This window comes from uncultured Pedobacter sp. (assembly GCF_913776295.1).
Taxonomy (GTDB): domain Bacteria; phylum Bacteroidota; class Bacteroidia; order Sphingobacteriales; family Sphingobacteriaceae; genus Pedobacter.
In genome coordinates this window covers 77,938-94,958 of sequence record NZ_CAJYOJ010000066.1, presented here as the reverse complement: position 1 = coordinate 94,958, position 17,021 = coordinate 77,938, and the positions used below count along the sequence as shown (strand labels likewise).

General features: G+C 39.3%; 14 protein-coding genes. 7 read left to right on the top strand and 7 right to left on the bottom strand.

Annotated features, from left to right (window positions below; genetic code table 11):
- The 4 genes from QZ738_RS15320 to QZ738_RS15305 all read left to right on the top strand — a co-directional run.
- On the top strand, positions 1-217 hold a 217-nt coding region (locus tag QZ738_RS15320), incomplete at its 5' end, for a hypothetical protein (RefSeq protein WP_293788610.1).
- Positions 218-500: 283 nt separating this feature from the next.
- Entirely contained in the window at positions 501-3,482 is a 2,982-nt protein-coding gene (gene secDF / locus QZ738_RS15315; RefSeq protein ID WP_293788609.1) for a protein translocase subunit SecDF, read from the top strand.
- A 356-nt stretch (positions 3,483-3,838) separates the two neighbouring features.
- Entirely contained in the window at positions 3,839-5,170 is a 1,332-nt protein-coding gene (locus QZ738_RS15310; RefSeq protein WP_293788608.1) for an NAD(P)/FAD-dependent oxidoreductase, read from the top strand.
- Positions 5,171-5,303: 133 nt separating this feature from the next.
- Positions 5,304-6,164 (top strand): hydroxymethylglutaryl-CoA lyase, encoded by an 861-nt coding sequence (locus tag QZ738_RS15305; protein ID WP_293788607.1) that lies wholly within the window; start codon positions 5,304-5,306, stop codon positions 6,162-6,164.
- A 275-nt stretch (positions 6,165-6,439) separates the two neighbouring features.
- Here the strand turns inward: QZ738_RS15305 and QZ738_RS15300 are convergent, their stop codons facing one another.
- The 4 genes from QZ738_RS15300 to fbaA all read right to left on the bottom strand — a co-directional run bounded on the left by QZ738_RS15300 (position 6,440) and on the right by fbaA (position 8,801).
- Positions 6,440-6,601, bottom strand: coding sequence for a GIY-YIG nuclease family protein (locus tag QZ738_RS15300; RefSeq protein ID WP_293788606.1), 162 nt, complete (start codon positions 6,599-6,601; stop codon positions 6,440-6,442).
- 87 nt (positions 6,602-6,688) lie between these two features.
- Complete coding sequence (locus QZ738_RS15295) at positions 6,689-7,111, bottom strand: GNAT family N-acetyltransferase (RefSeq protein WP_293788605.1); 423 nt, start codon at positions 7,109-7,111, stop codon at positions 6,689-6,691.
- Positions 7,086-7,592, bottom strand: a complete 507-nt coding sequence (locus QZ738_RS15290) for a low affinity iron permease family protein (RefSeq protein ID WP_293788604.1) — start codon at positions 7,590-7,592, stop codon at positions 7,086-7,088. The genes QZ738_RS15295 and QZ738_RS15290 overlap by 26 nt, the downstream gene beginning before the upstream one ends.
- A 129-nt stretch (positions 7,593-7,721) precedes the next feature.
- Positions 7,722-8,801, bottom strand: coding sequence for a class II fructose-bisphosphate aldolase (gene fbaA, locus QZ738_RS15285; protein WP_293788603.1), 1,080 nt, complete (start codon positions 8,799-8,801; stop codon positions 7,722-7,724).
- 298 nt (positions 8,802-9,099) lie between these two features.
- Here fbaA and accD point away from each other — a divergent pair, with 298 nt between their 5' ends.
- The 3 genes from accD to QZ738_RS15270 all read left to right on the top strand — a co-directional run bounded on the left by accD (position 9,100) and on the right by QZ738_RS15270 (position 13,148).
- On the top strand, positions 9,100-9,945 hold the full coding sequence (gene accD, locus QZ738_RS15280) for an acetyl-CoA carboxylase, carboxyltransferase subunit beta (RefSeq protein ID WP_293788602.1): 846 nt from the start codon (positions 9,100-9,102) through the stop codon (positions 9,943-9,945).
- 320 nt (positions 9,946-10,265) lie between these two features.
- Positions 10,266-11,813 (top strand): M20/M25/M40 family metallo-hydrolase, encoded by a 1,548-nt coding sequence (locus QZ738_RS15275; RefSeq protein ID WP_293788601.1) that lies wholly within the window; start codon positions 10,266-10,268, stop codon positions 11,811-11,813.
- A 120-nt stretch (positions 11,814-11,933) separates the two neighbouring features.
- A complete protein-coding gene (locus QZ738_RS15270) occupies positions 11,934-13,148 on the top strand; it encodes a S41 family peptidase (protein ID WP_293788600.1) in 1,215 nt (404 codons plus the stop codon).
- Positions 13,149-13,271: 123 nt separating this feature from the next.
- Here QZ738_RS15270 and QZ738_RS15265 read toward each other — a convergent pair whose 3' ends face one another.
- The 3 genes from QZ738_RS15265 to QZ738_RS15255 form a co-directional block, all read right to left on the bottom strand.
- A complete protein-coding gene (locus tag QZ738_RS15265) occupies positions 13,272-14,276 on the bottom strand; it encodes a cytochrome d ubiquinol oxidase subunit II (RefSeq protein ID WP_293788599.1) in 1,005 nt (334 codons plus the stop codon).
- A gap of 53 nt (positions 14,277-14,329) precedes the next feature.
- Positions 14,330-15,655, bottom strand: coding sequence for a cytochrome ubiquinol oxidase subunit I (locus QZ738_RS15260; RefSeq protein ID WP_293788598.1), 1,326 nt, complete (start codon positions 15,653-15,655; stop codon positions 14,330-14,332).
- A 450-nt stretch (positions 15,656-16,105) separates the two neighbouring features.
- Positions 16,106-17,005, bottom strand: a complete 900-nt coding sequence (locus QZ738_RS15255) for an MBL fold metallo-hydrolase (protein WP_293788597.1) — start codon at positions 17,003-17,005, stop codon at positions 16,106-16,108.
- Between the last annotated feature and the right edge of the window lie 16 nt (positions 17,006-17,021).

Here is a 17,021-nt window from a genome sequence, read left to right as displayed (position 1 = left end):
AAGGCCTTCGCACTGGGTCTCCGTTCTACTTAAGTCCGGCCTAACAAATTTTTCGGACTCCACCGACCAAGCCCTATTACTGGCTTTGAAAGAAAAATTTTCAGCCGGCATTTTTTGTTACTTTTTGATGCCAAAAAGTAAGAGCGCTTCGGCGGCGGTGAGCCGAGGCAAGACTGTGCTGTATGGCATAAGAAATCAGTTACGTCATTTATATTGATTTTTATACCATAAATTATTCCTCAGCATGACAAATGTTGAAAAAGTTGGCACATCAACCGGAGAAACCCAATCCCAAAAGCTGCTACAATTGCTTTCTAAATCAATTTCTTTATAAATTTAGCCCTCTAAAATAAATTCTGCCTGATGAATAGCGGAGGATTGATGCCCGATAAAAATTAATCTTAATAAATTATCAATTAAGGGGTTCTATAATTTAAAAATTTAATTAGATTTGCCGACTTGTTAAAAAACAGCGAAAGACAAATTATTTTAAACAAACAATGCAAGGAAAAGGTTTTATTAAGTTTATAGCGATAGTATTGGCTATCGTTTGTGCGTATGCACTTTCTTTTACTTTGGTGGCATCCAAGGTGGAAAAAGACGCAAAAAACTATGCGAAAGGTGACTTAGCCAAAGAAAAGGCTTACTTAGATTCGATGAGTACCGAAAAAGTTTATCCAGTTGTTGGGTTTACTTATCAAGAGGTAAAAGCGAAAGAGATTAATTTGGGTCTGGACTTAAAAGGCGGAATGAACGTAACGATGGAGATATCGTTAGCGGAATTGGTAAAATCATTGGCAGGCAACCCTACTGATGCGAATTTCAACAAAGCAATTCAAAACGCGCAGATCAAATTAAATGCCGGCGGTAAAGATTACATCAAAATTTTTGTTGATGAATTCGAAAAATTAAGCCCTGGAGTAAAACTTGCAGATTATTTTTCTAATCAGGATAACGCATCTCAGTTGAAACCTAACGCAAGCAATAGTGAAGTTGAATCTTTCCTAGAAAAAGAAGCAAACAGTGCTATCGATCGTTCATTTACGGTTCTACGCTCACGTATTGATGGTTTCGGGGTAGTTAGTCCGAACATGCAGAAACAAGAAGGCAGTAACCGTATCCTGATCGAAATGCCGGGTGTGCAGGATAAAGAGCGTATTGCTAAACTTTTGCAGGGATCTGCCGAATTACAGTTCTGGCAAGTATACCAGGTACAAGAAGTTGCACCATTATTAGAAAATATTAATAAAATTTTAGCGGCAACATTAAAAACTGATGCACCTGCTGCTAAAGATACAACCGCTGCTCCGGCTGCAGGTGGTAAATTAGCGGGCCTTGAAAAAGCTGCTGCTAAAGATACATCAGCTAAAGGTGGCAAACTTGCTGGCTTAGGTAAAAAAGATTCGAGCGCAGTCAGAGCCGAATTGATTAAATCTAATCCACTTTATGCTGTTCTTAACCTTCCTATTTACCGAGGCGAAAACGGACAACAGCAATTAATGCCTGGTGCAGTTGTGGGTATGTCGCTACAAAAAGATACGGCAAAGGTTAATGCTTATTTAAAACTTCCTGAAGTTGCTGCATCGATTCCATCTACGATGAAATTTATGTGGAGCGTTAAACCCAGAGAAGGTTCGAAAGTTTTTGAATTATATGCCATTAAAGTGGTTAGCGCAGATGGTAAACCGGATTTAGGTGGTGAGGCCATCAGCGATTCGCGTGCTGACTTTGACCAAAAAGGCAAACCGGAAGTAACCATGTACATGACGAGTGAAGGTGCTGCGAAATGGAAAAAAATTACTGCTGAAGCTGCTGCTGATCCAAACAACAAAAAATCAATCGCCATTGTATTGGATAATCAGGTTTATTCTGCTCCTACCGTTCAAAACGAAATTGCTGGCGGTGTTTCTTCAATCACTGGTAACTTTACCCAGGCAGATACCAAAGATTTATCCAACATTTTAAAAGCGGGTAAATTACCTGCCCCTGCACGTATTGCAGGTAGTTATATAGTTGGCCCAACTTTAGGTGCACAAGCTATTCACGATGGTTTAATCTCCTTTGTAATTGCCTTTATTGTTATCCTGATCTTCATGGCGCTATACTATCACCGTGCAGGCTGGGTGGCCAACTTTGCTTTGTTAATCAACTTATTCTTCATCATTGGTATCCTGGTATCACTTGGTGCAGTATTAACCTTACCGGGTATTGCCGGTATCGTATTAACCATTGGTTTATCGGTAGATGCAAACATCCTGATTTTTGAGCGTGTACGTGAAGAGCTTGCACACGGCAAAAATACTGCTTCTGCTATTAAAGAAGGTTTTAAACATGCAATGCCTTCCATCATTGACTCTAACGTTACCTTGTTCATTTTAGGTGCCATCCTTTACGTTTTCGGCAGCGGACCGGTACAAGGTTTCGCCACTACATTATGTATCGGTATCCTTTCTTCATTGTTTGCAGCTGTAGCCATTTCGAGAGTAGTTTTCGAATCGTTGTTAAACCGCAAAATCGATGTAAGTTTTGATAACAGCCTTACGCGTAATGCCTTTAAAAACTTAGCCTTCAACTTTGTCGGCCGTCGTAAAATCTATTACATCATCTCTACCGTTATTATTATTGCAGGTATTGGGATGTACTTCAAAAATGGCGGTTTAAACTTAGGGGTAGATTTTAAAGGAGGTAGAACTTATTTGGTTCACTTCGATAAAGCCGTTAATACTGAAGATCTAAAAGCCAAGTTAAACCCAGTTTTCGGTAACGAAACGCCTGAGGTTAAAACTGCAGGTGAAGATAGCCAGGTAAAAATCACCACTACTTTCCACATCGAAGATCAGGACATTAAAACGGATAAAGTTGTAGAAGATGCTTTAAATAAAGGCCTGGCAGGTTCAAAATATGAAATTGTAAGTTCGCAAAAAGTAACGCCTATCATTGCAAGTGATATTGTAAACGGCGCTTTCTACGCAGTGTTGATCTCATGTTTATTCATGTTTATCTACATCGTTGTACGATTCAAAAAATGGCAGTATGGTTTAGGTGCAGTAATTGCATTATTCCACGACGTTTTAATGGTATTATCTTTCTATACCATCTTAGACGGTGTGATGCCATTCTCATTAGAAATCGGTCAGGATTTTATCGCTGCAATTTTAACCGTAATGGGTTACACCATGACAGAGACGGTTGTTGTATTCGACCGTATCCGTGAGAAATTAAAAGAATCTGGCAAAGAAGATTTACACGGCGAAGCGCGCAACAACTTAATCAATTTCGCACTGAACAGTACCTTAAGCCGTACCATTTTAACTTCATTAACCGTATTCTTTGTATTATTGGTAATCTTTATTTTTGGTGGAGATAGCATCCGCGGATTTATTTTCGCCTTGTTAATCGGTCGTATCATCGGTACGTACTCATCACTATGTATCTCTACGCCTATCGTAATTGATTTGGGTAGCTCAGCTGAGAAAAAATAAGAGATTAAAATCTGAGATATATAAGCGCCTCGATTTATCGGGGTGCTTTTTTTATGCCCTGCTCTTTTACCACGAAAAGAACACAAAGTGGTTTGCTATATTTTTTGGTTTTAGAAAAGCAATGCCTGTGGCGCTTAGGTTCAGATAGCCCTGCTGTTCGTTTTATTCCGCTGCGCTCCATGCTCACTACCATCAGGTTTAGCTAACTTAAAATACTGCTAATAAATCTTCAAAATCCCACTTCGTCATACCAGCGTTATATCTCCTTTTTTAAGCTGGAATAACCGTGAAAACCTCATTATTTAAACCTTTTGGCTATCTTTTTGTTACTTAAAGAATAGATAAACGGAAATAAAATGGATTTACAACTTCCTAAAAGCGAATACCCTAGAGTAGTTATAGTTGGCGGTGGATTTGGCGGCATCGAGTTAGCCAAGCGTTTAAAGAACAAACCCTTTCAGGTAGTCATGCTTGATAAACATAATTACCACACTTTCCAGCCCCTACTTTATCAGGTAGCTACAGGAGGTTTAGAGGCCGATTCAATTGCATTTCCGTTAAGAAAGATTTTTAAGGGACAGAAAAACCTGATTTTTCGCGTAACCAAAGTTACAGCAGTTAATGCAGCAGAAAACTGTTTACAAACGGATATTGGCAGAATTAAATACGATTATCTGGTTATCGCTACGGGTTCTACCAGTAATTTTTTTGGCAATAAAGAAATTGAGGCGAATTCCATGCCCATGAAATCTATCCCGGAGGCACTGGATTTGAGAAGTTTGATTTTACAGAATTTCGAAAAATCGCTGATTGAAAAAGATCCGGATAAAAAAAATGCCCTGCTCAACTTTGTTGTGGTTGGTGGTGGCCCAACCGGTGTTGAAACCTCTGGCGCCATTGCAGAACTTAAAAAACATGTTATTCCGAACGATTATCCTGAAATGGACCTAAGCAAGGTTAACATCTACCTGATCGAAAATTCGCCGGAATTACTGGGTGTAATGTCGCCACAGGCACAGAAAAAAGCCAAAGATTTCCTGACCGATATGGGCGTGCAGATCATGAACGAAACCCGGGTATTAAGTTATGACGGACATACACTCACTTTGCAGGATAAAGCACCAATTTTAAGCTCTACGGTCATCTGGAGTGCAGGTGTAAAAGGAGAAGTATTAGCTGGTTTAGACAAAGCAGAGGTAGTTCGTGGAGGCCGGTTGAAAACCGACACCCAAAATTTAGTGGTAGGTTATCAAAACGTATATGCCATTGGTGATGTGGCCGCTATTATAGATGAAGAAACACCTAATGGTCATCCGGGAGTTGCGCCGGCAGCCATCCAACAGGGACATCATCTGGCCAAAAATCTGATTAACATCAAAGAAAATAAACCTTTGGAGAAATTCAAATATTTCGATAAGGGCTCAATGGCTACCGTTGGCAGAAACAAAGCAGTAGTAGATATTGGTAAAATCCGTTTTCAAGGCGTATTCGCCTGGTTTACCTGGATGTTTGTCCACTTAATGACTTTGGTAGGCTTTAGAAACAAGATCATTGTTTTCGTAAATTGGGTTTGGAGCTACTTCAGTTACGATCGGGGCACCCGCTTAATCATCAGAACCTTTGCAAAGGATCGAAGTGTGGATTATAGGAAAGAAGTCCCTTCGGTGAAAGAGGTTAATGTGTCTTAGGGTTTAGGGTTTAGGGTTTAGGGTTTAGGGTTTAGGGTTTAGGGTTTAGGGTAACTTTAGTGCTAAAAATTTGTTTGTGGTTTCTTCTTTACTTTGCGAAAAACTTTGCGCACTTTGCGGTTAAACCGAAAATATGAGCCAAAACAATTTTAAATTAATAGAATGTCCGCGGGATGCCATGCAGGGATTGCACAATTTCATTCCGACCGAGCTTAAAGTTGAATATTTAAACCTACTGCTTCAGGTTGGTTTTGATACGCTAGATTTTGGAAGTTTTGTTTCCCCTAAAGCCATTCCGCAAATGGCTGATACCGCCAAGGTTTTGGCAAAGCTTGATTTAGGTCATACCAATACCAAACTTTTGGCTATAGTAGCCAATTTAAGGGGCGTAGAAGATGCAGTGCAGCAAGAAGCGGTTGATTATCTGGGTTTTCCATTTTCGATCTCTGAAACCTTTCAACAACGTAATACCAATTCGAGTATCGCTCAATCACTAAATACGATAGAAGAAATGCTTTCGATTTGTGCCAAAAATAACAAGAAAGCAGTAGTTTATTTGTCTATGGGCTTTGGAAATCCTTATGGCGATGAATGGAATTATGAAATTGTAGAAAAATGGGCTGATATACTGGTGAACAAAGGAGTAGAAATTTTGTCGCTGGCCGATACCGTAGGCGTGTCCACACCGGAAAAGATAGAAACAATATTGCCTAAATTAATATCGAAGTTTGATGCTACAGAAATAGGTATTCATTTACACTCTACTCCTGCCGAAAGAATAGAAAAGATAACCGCTGCTTATCTTTCAGGTGTAAAACGAATAGATTCTGCATTAAAAGGCCTTGGTGGCTGCCCTATGGCTGCTGATGACCTCACCGGAAATATTGCTACAGAAGACGTAATTAACGTTTTGAATGCTAAAGGTGAGAATTTAGGGTTAAATATGGATAAATGGGAGGAGGCGATGGCTTTTTCGGGGAAAATATTTGGTTAGGTTTGTTATAACCAATCCCATTGAAAAAGTCTTCATTGCGAGGCACGAAGCAATCCTACTACTATGGGTGGGTAAATAAATTGATACAGCTTTAGCTTTAAATGCTTCGTTGGCTGAAAAGTCTCCAGCAATGACGGAAACTACGCATCCAATCCATCATATAAATCAATCCAATTTGGATTTTTGGCTACTATTAAATCTATCTTCTTTTGACGACTTTCCCCTTTTATTCTTTTTTCTTCATTGATAGCTTCTTCAATTCCGAAAAAAGAAGTTTAATAAACCAATTTATAACATTTATATCTTGAAGTAAAGCTATTTGGACATTCGTTGTTTTTATGTTGCCAAACCCTAGCCTGTAAATCAGAAGTTACGCCCGTATAAAATACGGTATTAAAAGAATTTGCCATGATATATACGCAGCCTCCTCTTTCCATTTTAATTCTGCTTAGCAATTAAGAGCTAATTAGTAGTCTAGCGATCGCATTAAGATCGCTTCGTTCCTCGCAATGACGATATCATTTTCAAACCTGCTTCACCATTTTAAAATGTTGTATGCCAGCCTCCTCAAACTGCTCCCCCTCTGCAACAAAACCAAACTTGGCGTACAAACTCATGGCATCCAATTGAGAATTTAAGTAAATATAATGTGCATCTTCCGGCAGATCAGAAAGTGCCTCTGCAATGAGTGCACGGCCAACCCCCTGTCCTCTGAACTCCTTAAGAACTGCAAAGCGCTCCAATTTGTAACCCTTATCTGTTTTTCGCCACCTGCAGGCACCGCAAGGCTGTCCGTTTATGGTTGCCAGAAAATGTGTTGAGTCATCTTCGTGTTCCCATTCCAGCTCTGGCGGACAATTCTGTTCATCTACAAAAACAATTTTACGGATTGCAAATACTTTATCTAAATCTTCGGGGTGGTTAACTTTTTGAACGTGCAGGCTCATGATCGTGGTGTTTAAAGTGTTTACTCGATTTTAATTTCGATTCATTTAATTCTTTCGCTACATCTATAGAGTGCGAGCAATGAATATCGGCCTCTTTTTTGGCAAGTGTAGCAATCGTAACGTAAAATTTATGCAGTTGATCTAGTTCTTTTTCACTCAGGTCTTCAATATCTACCATCCGGTTGCTTGCACCCTGTTGCGCAGCAATTAATTCATTCAATTTTAACTGTATCGCTTTCCCGTCTTTATTCTGTGCTTTCTGGATTAAAAAAACCATCAAAAAGGTAATAATGGTTGTTCCGGTATTAATCACGAGTTGCCAGGTTTCAGAGTAATTAAAGACTGGCCCGGTTACTGCCCAGAGAATCACAATTGCAGTTGCAGCAATGAAGGCAGTAGAACTACCCGTAAACTTGGTTGCCGCATTCGCAAATTTCTCAAAAAAATTACTTTTTTTGATATCGTTTTTAGATTTTGCCATGACAAATTTGTTTGCTTAAATATACCATAAAACAAACAAAAGCGCCATAAGTTTTTAACTCCATGACGCTTTCGCTTATGTTGTAATGTGGAAAGATTGAAAGTTGCAACGTTACAACTTTTTAACCTCTTAGAGCTTGTCGTTTACGTTGATGCAGTTTAAATCTTCGAAAGCGGTAGTTAAACGCTTTACAAAAGTTTCCTCACCTTTACGTAACCATACACGAGGATCATAATATTTTTTGTTTGGCTTATCATCGCCATCTGGATTTCCGATCTGGCCTTGAAGATAACCCTCATTCTTTTTGTAATATTCTAAAATACCTTCCCAAAATGCCCATTGCATGTCTGTATCAATATTCATTTTGATTGCACCATAAGAAATGGCTTCCCTGATTTCTTCCTGGGATGAACCAGAACCACCGTGAAATACGAAATTTATTGGTTTCTCGGCTGTTAAGTTAAATTTATCTTTGATAAAATCCTGAGAGTTTTTCAAAATTACCGGTTGTAATTTTACGTTGCCTGGTTTGTAAACGCCGTGTACGTTACCAAAAGCTGCCGCAACGGTAAAACGGGGAGAAACTTTACTCAATTCTTCGTAAGCGTAAGCCACTTCGCTAGGCTGTGTATATAATTTAGAGCTGTCTACATCGCTATTATCCACGCCATCTTCTTCACCACCTGTAACACCAAGCTCGATTTCGATAGTCATGTTCATTTTAGCCATACGAGCCAGGTATTTAGCAGAAATTTCCATATTTTCTTCGATAGACTCTTCTGATAAATCTAACATATGAGATGAAAACAAAGGTTTGCCCGTTTCAGCAAAGAATTTTTCACCGTGATCCAATAATCCATCAATCCATGGCAATAATTTTTTAGCGGCATGGTCGGTATGTAAAACCACTGCAACACCATAATGTTCTGCCAATAAATGTACATGTTTAGCTGCAGATACAGCACCTAAAATACATGCCTGTAATTTCTCATTATCTAATGATTTACCAGCATAAAACTGGGCACCACCATTAGAAAGTTGAATCATAACAGGCGAATTTACTGCCTTTGCAGTTTCCAATACCGCATTTACCGTATTGGTACCGGTAACATTTACTGCTGGTAAAGCAAACTGATGTTTTTTAGCCTGCTCAAACAATTCTTGAACGGCATCTCCGTAAATTACGCCTTTGTAGCCTTTTAAACTCATTTCTTGTTAATTTTATTAAGTCCGAAGTTATAAAAAAAAATAACATTACAAGCTTTTGTAACAACAGAATTATTTGCCTGACAGCAAAATAAGGCCCATTTAGTGTAAAAATTACATTATCCTTAGTGTAAAAAAGACACACTTCAGTTTGCGATTTCTAACAGGTAATAGACAAAAATTACATTCATCATTGACAATCAACTATCAACAGATGAACCAATGACTATTTTTACGGCCAATAAGGTTCGAGTTTATTTTATTTTTCGTTTCTTTGCAATCCAATTCTTCAAAAAATTATATGGCTTGGTTTAAGAGAGAAAAAAAAGGTATCATCACTACAACAGAGGAGAAAAAAGAAGCACCAGATGGTTTGTGGAATAAATGTCCGAATTGCAAAAAACCGCTACATCAGGCAGAGCTTCAGGAAAACAAATATGTTTGCCATTATTGCAATTACCACCTCAGAGTAGGCTCGAAAGAATATTTTGAGGTTTTATTTGACAATAACGAGTTTAAAGAATTGTTCCCTAACCTCACATCTGGCGACCCTTTAAATTTTAACGATAATAAACCTTACACTGATAGGATTAAAGAAAGCCAGGCTAAAACCGGCTTAAAGGATGCCATCCGGGCAGGGGTTGGTAAAATCGAAGGACAAGATATTGTAATTGCCTGTATGGATTTTTCTTTTATTGGCGGTTCAATGGGTTCCGTTGTAGGTGAAAAGATTGCCAGATCGATTGATTATAGCATTAAACATAAAGTTCCGTTCCTGATGATCTCAAAATCAGGGGGTGCGCGGATGATGGAAGCGGCATTTTCATTGATGCAAATGGCCAAAACCTCAGCAAAACTGGCTTTATTAAGTCAGGCCAAAGTTCCATACATTTCTTTACTAACCGATCCAACTACCGGCGGTGTAACCGCTTCTTATGCCATGCTTGGTGATATTAATATTGCTGAACCAGGTGCTTTAATTGGATTTGCAGGCCCAAGAGTAATCAAGGAAACCATCAAAAAAGATTTACCTAAAGGTTTCCAGACATCAGAATTCGTTTTGGAACATGGTTTCCTCGATTTTATTGTAGATAGAAGAGCCATGAAAGCAAAATTGGGCGCTTTTATTAAAATGATGAATAATTAAGTTGATCCATTAAGTCATTGGTGATTAGCGAAAGTCTTCAATGACGAAATAAACGTTATAACAAAAAGCAGGGCTTGAATAAATCGGTTATTCAGCCCTGCTTTTTGTTTCAAGTCCCCGCTGTGGGCTTTCCACTAGATCAGGTTTAGCTTATAGTAGTTCTGTAATGCTTAGGATCGGCAGTTTCCCCGCCACAGCCTAAAAATATTCAGCCTTTAAAAGAAAACTAAAAGGTTTGCTGCTATGTGCAACATTTCCATTAACATCTATTTCTGCAGTCCTTATTCCTTAAATTAGCGGATCATTAACTAAGTCCTATTATGAATAAAAAGCTACTCTTACCAACCTTACTCCTATTTACCTCTTCTTTTGCTTTTGCCCAAGACAGGAAAGTAATCGACAATATTGTAAAAGAAGTAAATGAAAACTCTCAATTAGAGAAACTTGCGCACGAACTTTTGGATGTTGTTGGCCCACGATTGGTTGGTTCGCCACAAATGAAACAGGCTAACGATTGGGCAGTAAAAAAATATGCCGACTGGGGCATTTCGGCCAAGAACGAAAAATGGGGTGAATGGGCTGGCTGGGAAAGAGGTATCACCCATATCGATCTGGTAAGTCCGCGGGTACGCACACTGGAAGGTACACAATTGGCCTGGAGTCCATCTACCAATGGAAAAGCCATTAATGCCGAGGCAATTATTCTTCCGGAAATTACGGATTCGGTATCCTTTCAGAAATGGTTACCCAACGTAAAAGGTAAAATTGTGTTAATTTCCATGAACCAGCTTTCTGGCCGACCAGAAAAAAACTGGGAAGAATTTGCCACTAAAGATCTTTTTGAAAAATTTAAGAGAGAAAAAGCCGGAGCTGCAAAAGCATGGGCTGCGGGTATAGCTAAAACGGGTTTAACAGCTAAAACGCTTCCGGTAGCTTTAGAAAATGCGGGTGCAGTTGCTGTAGTAATTAATAACTGGTCGCAGGGTTTTGGTGTAGATAAGATTTTTGGGGCCAACACCACGAAAGTGCCTACCTTAGATTTATCCGTAGAAGATTACGGTCTTGTTTATCGTTTGGCTTTAAACGGTAACAAACCGATGCTTAAGATTGAATCAGCATCCAAAAAACTGGGAGCCGTACCTACTTTTAATACCATTGCTGAAATTAAAGGCAGGCAAAAACCAAATGAATATGTGATGCTTTCAGCGCATTTCGATTCGTGGGATGGTGCAAGCGGTGCCACAGACAATGGCTCGGGTACCATTTTAATGATGGAAGCCATGCGCATTTTAAAGAAGTTTTACCCTAATCCAAAACGCACGATTCTTGTTGGACATTGGGGTAGCGAAGAGCAGGGATTAAATGGCTCGAGGGCATTTGTAGAAGATCATCCCGAGATTGTAAATAACCTGCAGGCATTATTTAACCAGGATAACGGTACTGGCCGCGTAGTTAACATTGGCGGACAGGGTTTTGCGAAATCGAAAGATTACATTACCCGTTGGTTGGCAGCCGTACCAGATACCATTAAAAACCAGATCAAAACCACTTTTCCGGGAACACCGGGCGCAGGCGGTTCTGATTTTGCTTCATTTGTTGCTGCCGGTGCATTGGGTTACTCATTAAGTTCTACCAGTTGGGATTATGGTACCTACACCTGGCACACCAACCGCGATAGTTACGACAAATTGGTTTTTGATGAGATCAGGAGCAATGTGATCCTGGCCGCCATTATGGTTTATATGGCTTGTGAAGATCCTGAAAGAACCTCAAACGAAAAAGCAACCGATTTACCGGTAAATGAACGTACCGGTAAACCAGCTACCTGGCCTGTACAAACAAAATCGAACAGAAAAGGTGGGTTGTAGCTACAGAATTTAAAGATGATTTGAAGGAGCATTTGGAAACAGGTGCTCCTTTGATTTTCTTTAAAGCAATGCGATGTGCAACATTATTTGAAAAAGGAGCGTCTTTTAGAAAAAAACAGAATGAAAAATATCAGTAAAATACTATCCTCCTTTTTGTTCTTTCTCAGCATCAACGTGTGCTTTTCGCAATCGCTATCGCAAAATGATTTTATCGAAGATCTGGAGTACATTAAAAAAACTCTACCAATCAAACACATCAATCTTTTTGCTAAAATAGATTCTTTGGCATTCCTCAGAAAGATTGACATGATTGAAATCAAAACGGGTACTTTAGATTACGATTCATTTAGTGCTGAATTGTTTAAGCTAGTCGTTGCAATTGGTGATGAACACACTTTCATAGAACGAAAATTCACTAAAATACTTCCGATTCAGTTCGAGTTGTTCAAAGAAGGTATCTATGTAAAAAAGATTGATACTACAAATAAAGCGATGTTATATTCGAAATTATCTGCCATTAACAACATACCTGTAAACAATATAATCAACTTATTTAAAGAAGTTATATGGAGTGAAAATCAATCTTACTTTAACGATCGTCTTTTGCGATACCTTAATAATCCTGCATTTTTAAAGGGTTTGGGGATTCTAAATTCCGATCAGGAAGCAGAATTTACTTTAATCGATAAAAATAATATGACTAAAAGGATAACGCTTAATGCGGTTCCTGGAAACAACATTACTGACCTGCAATTGTATAAAAACAGTACTGCGTTGCATACTCAAGAGCAAAAAGGTAATTACTGGTTTAACTATAATCCGGCTCTCAAAACTATATATGTAAATTATAATGATTGTAAGGAAGATCCTGGCAATCCTTTTCTGCAGTTTAACGATGAATTATTTAAAACCATTAATCAATATCAGCCCGAAAAGCTAGTGCTTGACATACGGGAAAACAGTGGCGGAAATTCGGGTATTCTATGGCCATTTATAACCGAGATCAAGAAAAGCTACCTCAACAAAAAAGGAAAATTATTCGTACTCATTGGCAAGAAAACTTTTTCATCAGCTGTAATGAATGCTGTAGAGTTGAAAAAAAATACCAATGCCACACTCATAGGTGAAGCAACCAGTGGGAATATCAACCATTACGGAGAAGTAAGAGGCTTTAAATTACCGAAATCAAAGATAGGTATTGCTTACTCTACCAGATATTGGGAAAACTGGAAGGGTAAAAAAGGTCCGCTCAGACCCGATGTAAAAATTCAGTATTCAATTAAAAATTATATACAGGGCAAAGATGAAGCGTTGATAGTAGTAAACAAAATATAAATAGGGTTTATGTTATGAAAAAGATTTTGTGAAGCAATTCCAGGCATGTTGTAATGCCAAAAATCATCCCTGATAAAGGTCAAATGAATGAAGTATCCTAAACAAATGTTTTCCAATTGAAAACTACTCCTCTTTCTTCTGAAATTTGTAGAACAAATACCCCAGAAAAGGTAAAATTAAAACACTACCTAACAATAAAGCTAAACCTAAACTATAAATCGTTTTCGGCGGTCCGGCTGTTTCTAATAGTGAGATTGCATCTCCGTTTTTTAAACGGATAAAATTTGGAAAGTGGGCATAACTTATCGCCAGAAGAATCATGGTGACCTGGAAGCCTGCCAAAATGCGTAAAATCTTGGTTTTGCCTTTGATTAACAGGTACCATAACAACACCAATGAAAAACTGGCCAATATAATTGCCGATAAACCCACATTGCTCTTAAAAACCCAATCAATCAATGGAATTTCATCACGTTGAGCGGCAATAAATACCATGGCACCAAAAACAACTGCTGCAACGTTCATCAACATCGCCTTCGTAATAAACCTACGTTTATCATGTCCTTCTGTCGTCTCGCCGATGAGATAGATGGCAGCCAGGAAACCACAGAGTGAGACCGTAAAGAAACCGACAGCAACCGAAAACCAGTTTAACCAGCCTGAAATATAGGCCGTATAAAAATCGGTTGCCCTTGCATCGATATGTCCAGAAATCAAACTTCCTGCAATAATCCCCAAAAACAAAGCGGTTACAAAGCTCGAATACCGAAATATCCGGTTGTATAACCACTGCATATCATCTCTTACGGCATCGTAATGGCGAAATACAAAGGCCGTACCGCGGGCTATAATACCAATGAGCATAATGGCCAAGGGAATATGCAGGTAAACCGACATAGTGGTGTAAATAAACGGAAAACCAACAAAGAGGATTACAATCGCAATAATTAACCACATATGATTGGCTTCCCACACCGGGCCAATGGCGTGGTACATGGTTTTGCGTGTTCTGCTCCTGTTTTTTGTCGAGGTAAACAGTTCGATAATTCCGGCACCAAAATCAGCTCCACCCAATAAAAAGTAAAGCAGGATGGCCAGGCATAAAAAGGTAATTACAACGTCTTTCATATTTTATATGATTACACCGGTTACTGGAGTGTATAAATTATCAATTGATCTGGTTAATGATTATCTCCCGAATGCTTATCATACAACACCGGTACCATTTTAATCTGCCGGTAGAGCAAAAATGTCACAATTATACTCAACGAAACATAAATTGCAGAGAAGATATAAAAGGAATAAGCGATACCCGGCATTGGCGTAACGGCATCTTTGGTACGCATGATGCCGTAAATAATCCAGGGTTGCCTGCCAACTTCAGTAACTACCCAACCAGCCTCTAAAGCGAGGTAGCCAAGCGGAATGGCCAAAACAAATAACTTCAATAACCAGCGTTTTTGAGTTAGGGGTTTCTTTTTCCAAAGAATAAAGAAATAGGTTAAGGATATGAAAAGCAATAAAGTTCCAATCCCAACCATCATCTGAAAAGCATAATGGGTGATGGCTACCGGTGGCTGCTCATTTTCCGGAATCTGATCCAGGCCTTTAACTTCAGCTTTGAAATTGCCATGTGCCAGAAAACTCAAAGCCCCCGGGATTTTGATTGCGCCTGTTACCGTTTGATCTTTCTCATTTACTATACCACCGATCAATAGTGGCGCCGGTTTTTCGGTTTTGTACAATGCTTCCATTGCGGCCAGTTTTGCGGGCTGACGTTTGGCAACGTCTTTTGCAGAAATATCGCCACTTACGGGTTGCAGCAATGCCGCAATACAGGCAAATACAGCCGCTATTTTAAAGGCTTTTAAATGAAACCGGGTATTTCTGTTCCGCAAAATCATTAAGGCGTGTACACCTGCTACAGCAAAGCCCGTTGCTGTAAATGCGGCTAAACACATGTGCAGGGCCTGACTAAACCAGGCTTTATTGAACATAGCTTGTATAGGATCGATGTTCAGGTATTGTCCGTTTACAAAATCGAAACCTGCCGGACTGTTCATCCAGGCATTGGCAGCAACCACCAGGATTCCTGAGGCTAGTCCGCTTACTCCCACTACCATTCCGGTAAACCAATGGAACCACTTATTTAACTTATTCCAGCCATAAAGAAAAAAACCGAGCGCAATTGCTTCAATAAAAAAGGCTGTTCCTTCCAGCGAAAATGGCATTCCGAATATTGGTCCGGCATGATCCATAAATTTAGGCCAGAGCAGGCCAAGCTCGAACGACAGCATAGTACCCGAAACCGCGCCTGTGGCAAAAAATATCGCCACACCTTTACTCCACGCTTTAGTCAGGTTTTTGTACACCTCATCGTTTGTCTTAAGCCATTTATAATGTGATACGGCCATAAAGAATGGCATCACCATGCCAATGCATGAAAAAATGATGTGAAAGCCTAATGATAAGGCCATTTGGGAACGGGCTGCTATAAAATCATCCATGGACTGCAGATTTTGTATGGTAGCAAATATACTCGTTAATGATCAAAGCCTATCTTCATTTAATCACGTTGATGGGATTATTTGAAATATAGAACGTTTATAAATTGAAAAAAGATTTGAGATGCTTATTTGCAAGAAAATTATTTTTGATTACAGATGCGCACACATAAACACAGACTGCTGTCGTGCGCGTGGGCAGACTGCAACTCAATCTAGAACCCGAGGGCTTGGCGAAGCTGAATTTATTGAGAATACTGTCACCCTGAACTCGTCGCAGGGTCTTTCTTGGGTAAATTCTCCATTTATCGGTGTTTTATTTGGGAAGAAGGCCTTAGTTAATTTATATCAAGAAAGCGTTTGCCACGGAGACACAGATTGCACGGAATCTACCCGTATATGATTTCAAAACAAAATCCAGCTCCCCTTTAAATTCTGAAGCGGTTAGACAGGTTAAGCTCCCTTTAACTCATCATAAGCAGCGGTTAAACTTCTTTCAATTCCTTCGCCCTTCCATTCAGGTGCATTAGGGATGGTAGTTGTTTTTAGGATGTCCGCTTTGCTTTTACCCGCTTTAATTTCGCCGCCTACATAGGTTAACATGTTTTGAAGGTAATTTTGAAAAGCTTTTACATCAGCTTTACTTCCGGTTACTTTTTCAGGATCAAGACTATGTCCCCAAATAAATAAGGTATCATTATCAAACTGATTCTGAATCTTCTCCAAAGCAGTGATCCAGTTGCCGATGTGGGCACCATTTTCACGATCAATGTATGGAAATTTACGGTTGAATACCAGATCGCCTACATGCACGATATTGGCGTTTTCAAAATGATAAACGGCATCACCATTGGTATGACCTGAACCATAGTAATAAGCCTTTATATTTTCGTCGCCAACTTTAGCGCTCCATCTTGTACCAAAAGTGCTATCAGGCAAAAGCTGTTTATCTAAATTATTGGCTTTCTCTGCCCCTCTTTTTTGGTTGACCAGTGAATTTTGGTGAGCCACGATTTTTTCTGCCAATCCTTTAAAAGAAATATTTCCGGCAGTATGGTCGCCGTGATGATGTGTATTGATCAGGTATTTAAAAGGTTTTTCGCCTAACTTTTTCAACTCATCAATTACATGGGGTGCGGTGGTTGGGAACTGCGCATCTATCACAACGAAACCACTACTTGAATTTAACCAGCCAATGGTCCCGCCTTGCTCGGTAAATATGCCTACATTATTACGGAGTGGCTTAAAATTATAAGCGCGCAATTTTTCCTGCTGTGCAAAAACATTGGTTTTATACATTGAAAGCAAGGCCACGGCGAGTGCCGAATTTTTAATAAAATTTCTTCTTTCCATTTTTGGGATTTAAGCT

Excerpts from the sequence above, each read along its gene's own strand:
- secDF (WP_293788609.1), top strand. The coding sequence starts at position 501 with ATGCAAGGAAAAGGTTTTATTAAGTTTATAGCGATAGTATTGGCTATC.
- QZ738_RS15310 (WP_293788608.1), top strand. The coding sequence starts at position 3,839 with ATGGATTTACAACTTCCTAAAAGCGAATACCCTAGAGTAGTTATAGTT.
- QZ738_RS15305 (WP_293788607.1), top strand. The coding sequence starts at position 5,304 with ATGAGCCAAAACAATTTTAAATTAATAGAATGTCCGCGGGATGCCATG.
- QZ738_RS15300 (WP_293788606.1), bottom strand. The coding sequence starts at position 6,601 with ATGGAAAGAGGAGGCTGCGTATATATCATGGCAAATTCTTTTAATACC.
- QZ738_RS15295 (WP_293788605.1), bottom strand. The coding sequence starts at position 7,111 with ATGAGCCTGCACGTTCAAAAAGTTAACCACCCCGAAGATTTAGATAAA.
- QZ738_RS15290 (WP_293788604.1), bottom strand. The coding sequence starts at position 7,592 with ATGGCAAAATCTAAAAACGATATCAAAAAAAGTAATTTTTTTGAGAAA.
- fbaA (WP_293788603.1), bottom strand. The coding sequence starts at position 8,801 with ATGAGTTTAAAAGGCTACAAAGGCGTAATTTACGGAGATGCCGTTCAA.
- accD (WP_293788602.1), top strand. The coding sequence starts at position 9,100 with ATGGCTTGGTTTAAGAGAGAAAAAAAAGGTATCATCACTACAACAGAG.
- QZ738_RS15275 (WP_293788601.1), top strand. The coding sequence starts at position 10,266 with ATGAATAAAAAGCTACTCTTACCAACCTTACTCCTATTTACCTCTTCT.
- QZ738_RS15270 (WP_293788600.1), top strand. The coding sequence starts at position 11,934 with ATGAAAAATATCAGTAAAATACTATCCTCCTTTTTGTTCTTTCTCAGC.
- QZ738_RS15265 (WP_293788599.1), bottom strand. The coding sequence starts at position 14,276 with ATGAAAGACGTTGTAATTACCTTTTTATGCCTGGCCATCCTGCTTTAC.
- QZ738_RS15260 (WP_293788598.1), bottom strand. The coding sequence starts at position 15,655 with ATGGATGATTTTATAGCAGCCCGTTCCCAAATGGCCTTATCATTAGGC.
- QZ738_RS15255 (WP_293788597.1), bottom strand. The coding sequence starts at position 17,005 with ATGGAAAGAAGAAATTTTATTAAAAATTCGGCACTCGCCGTGGCCTTG.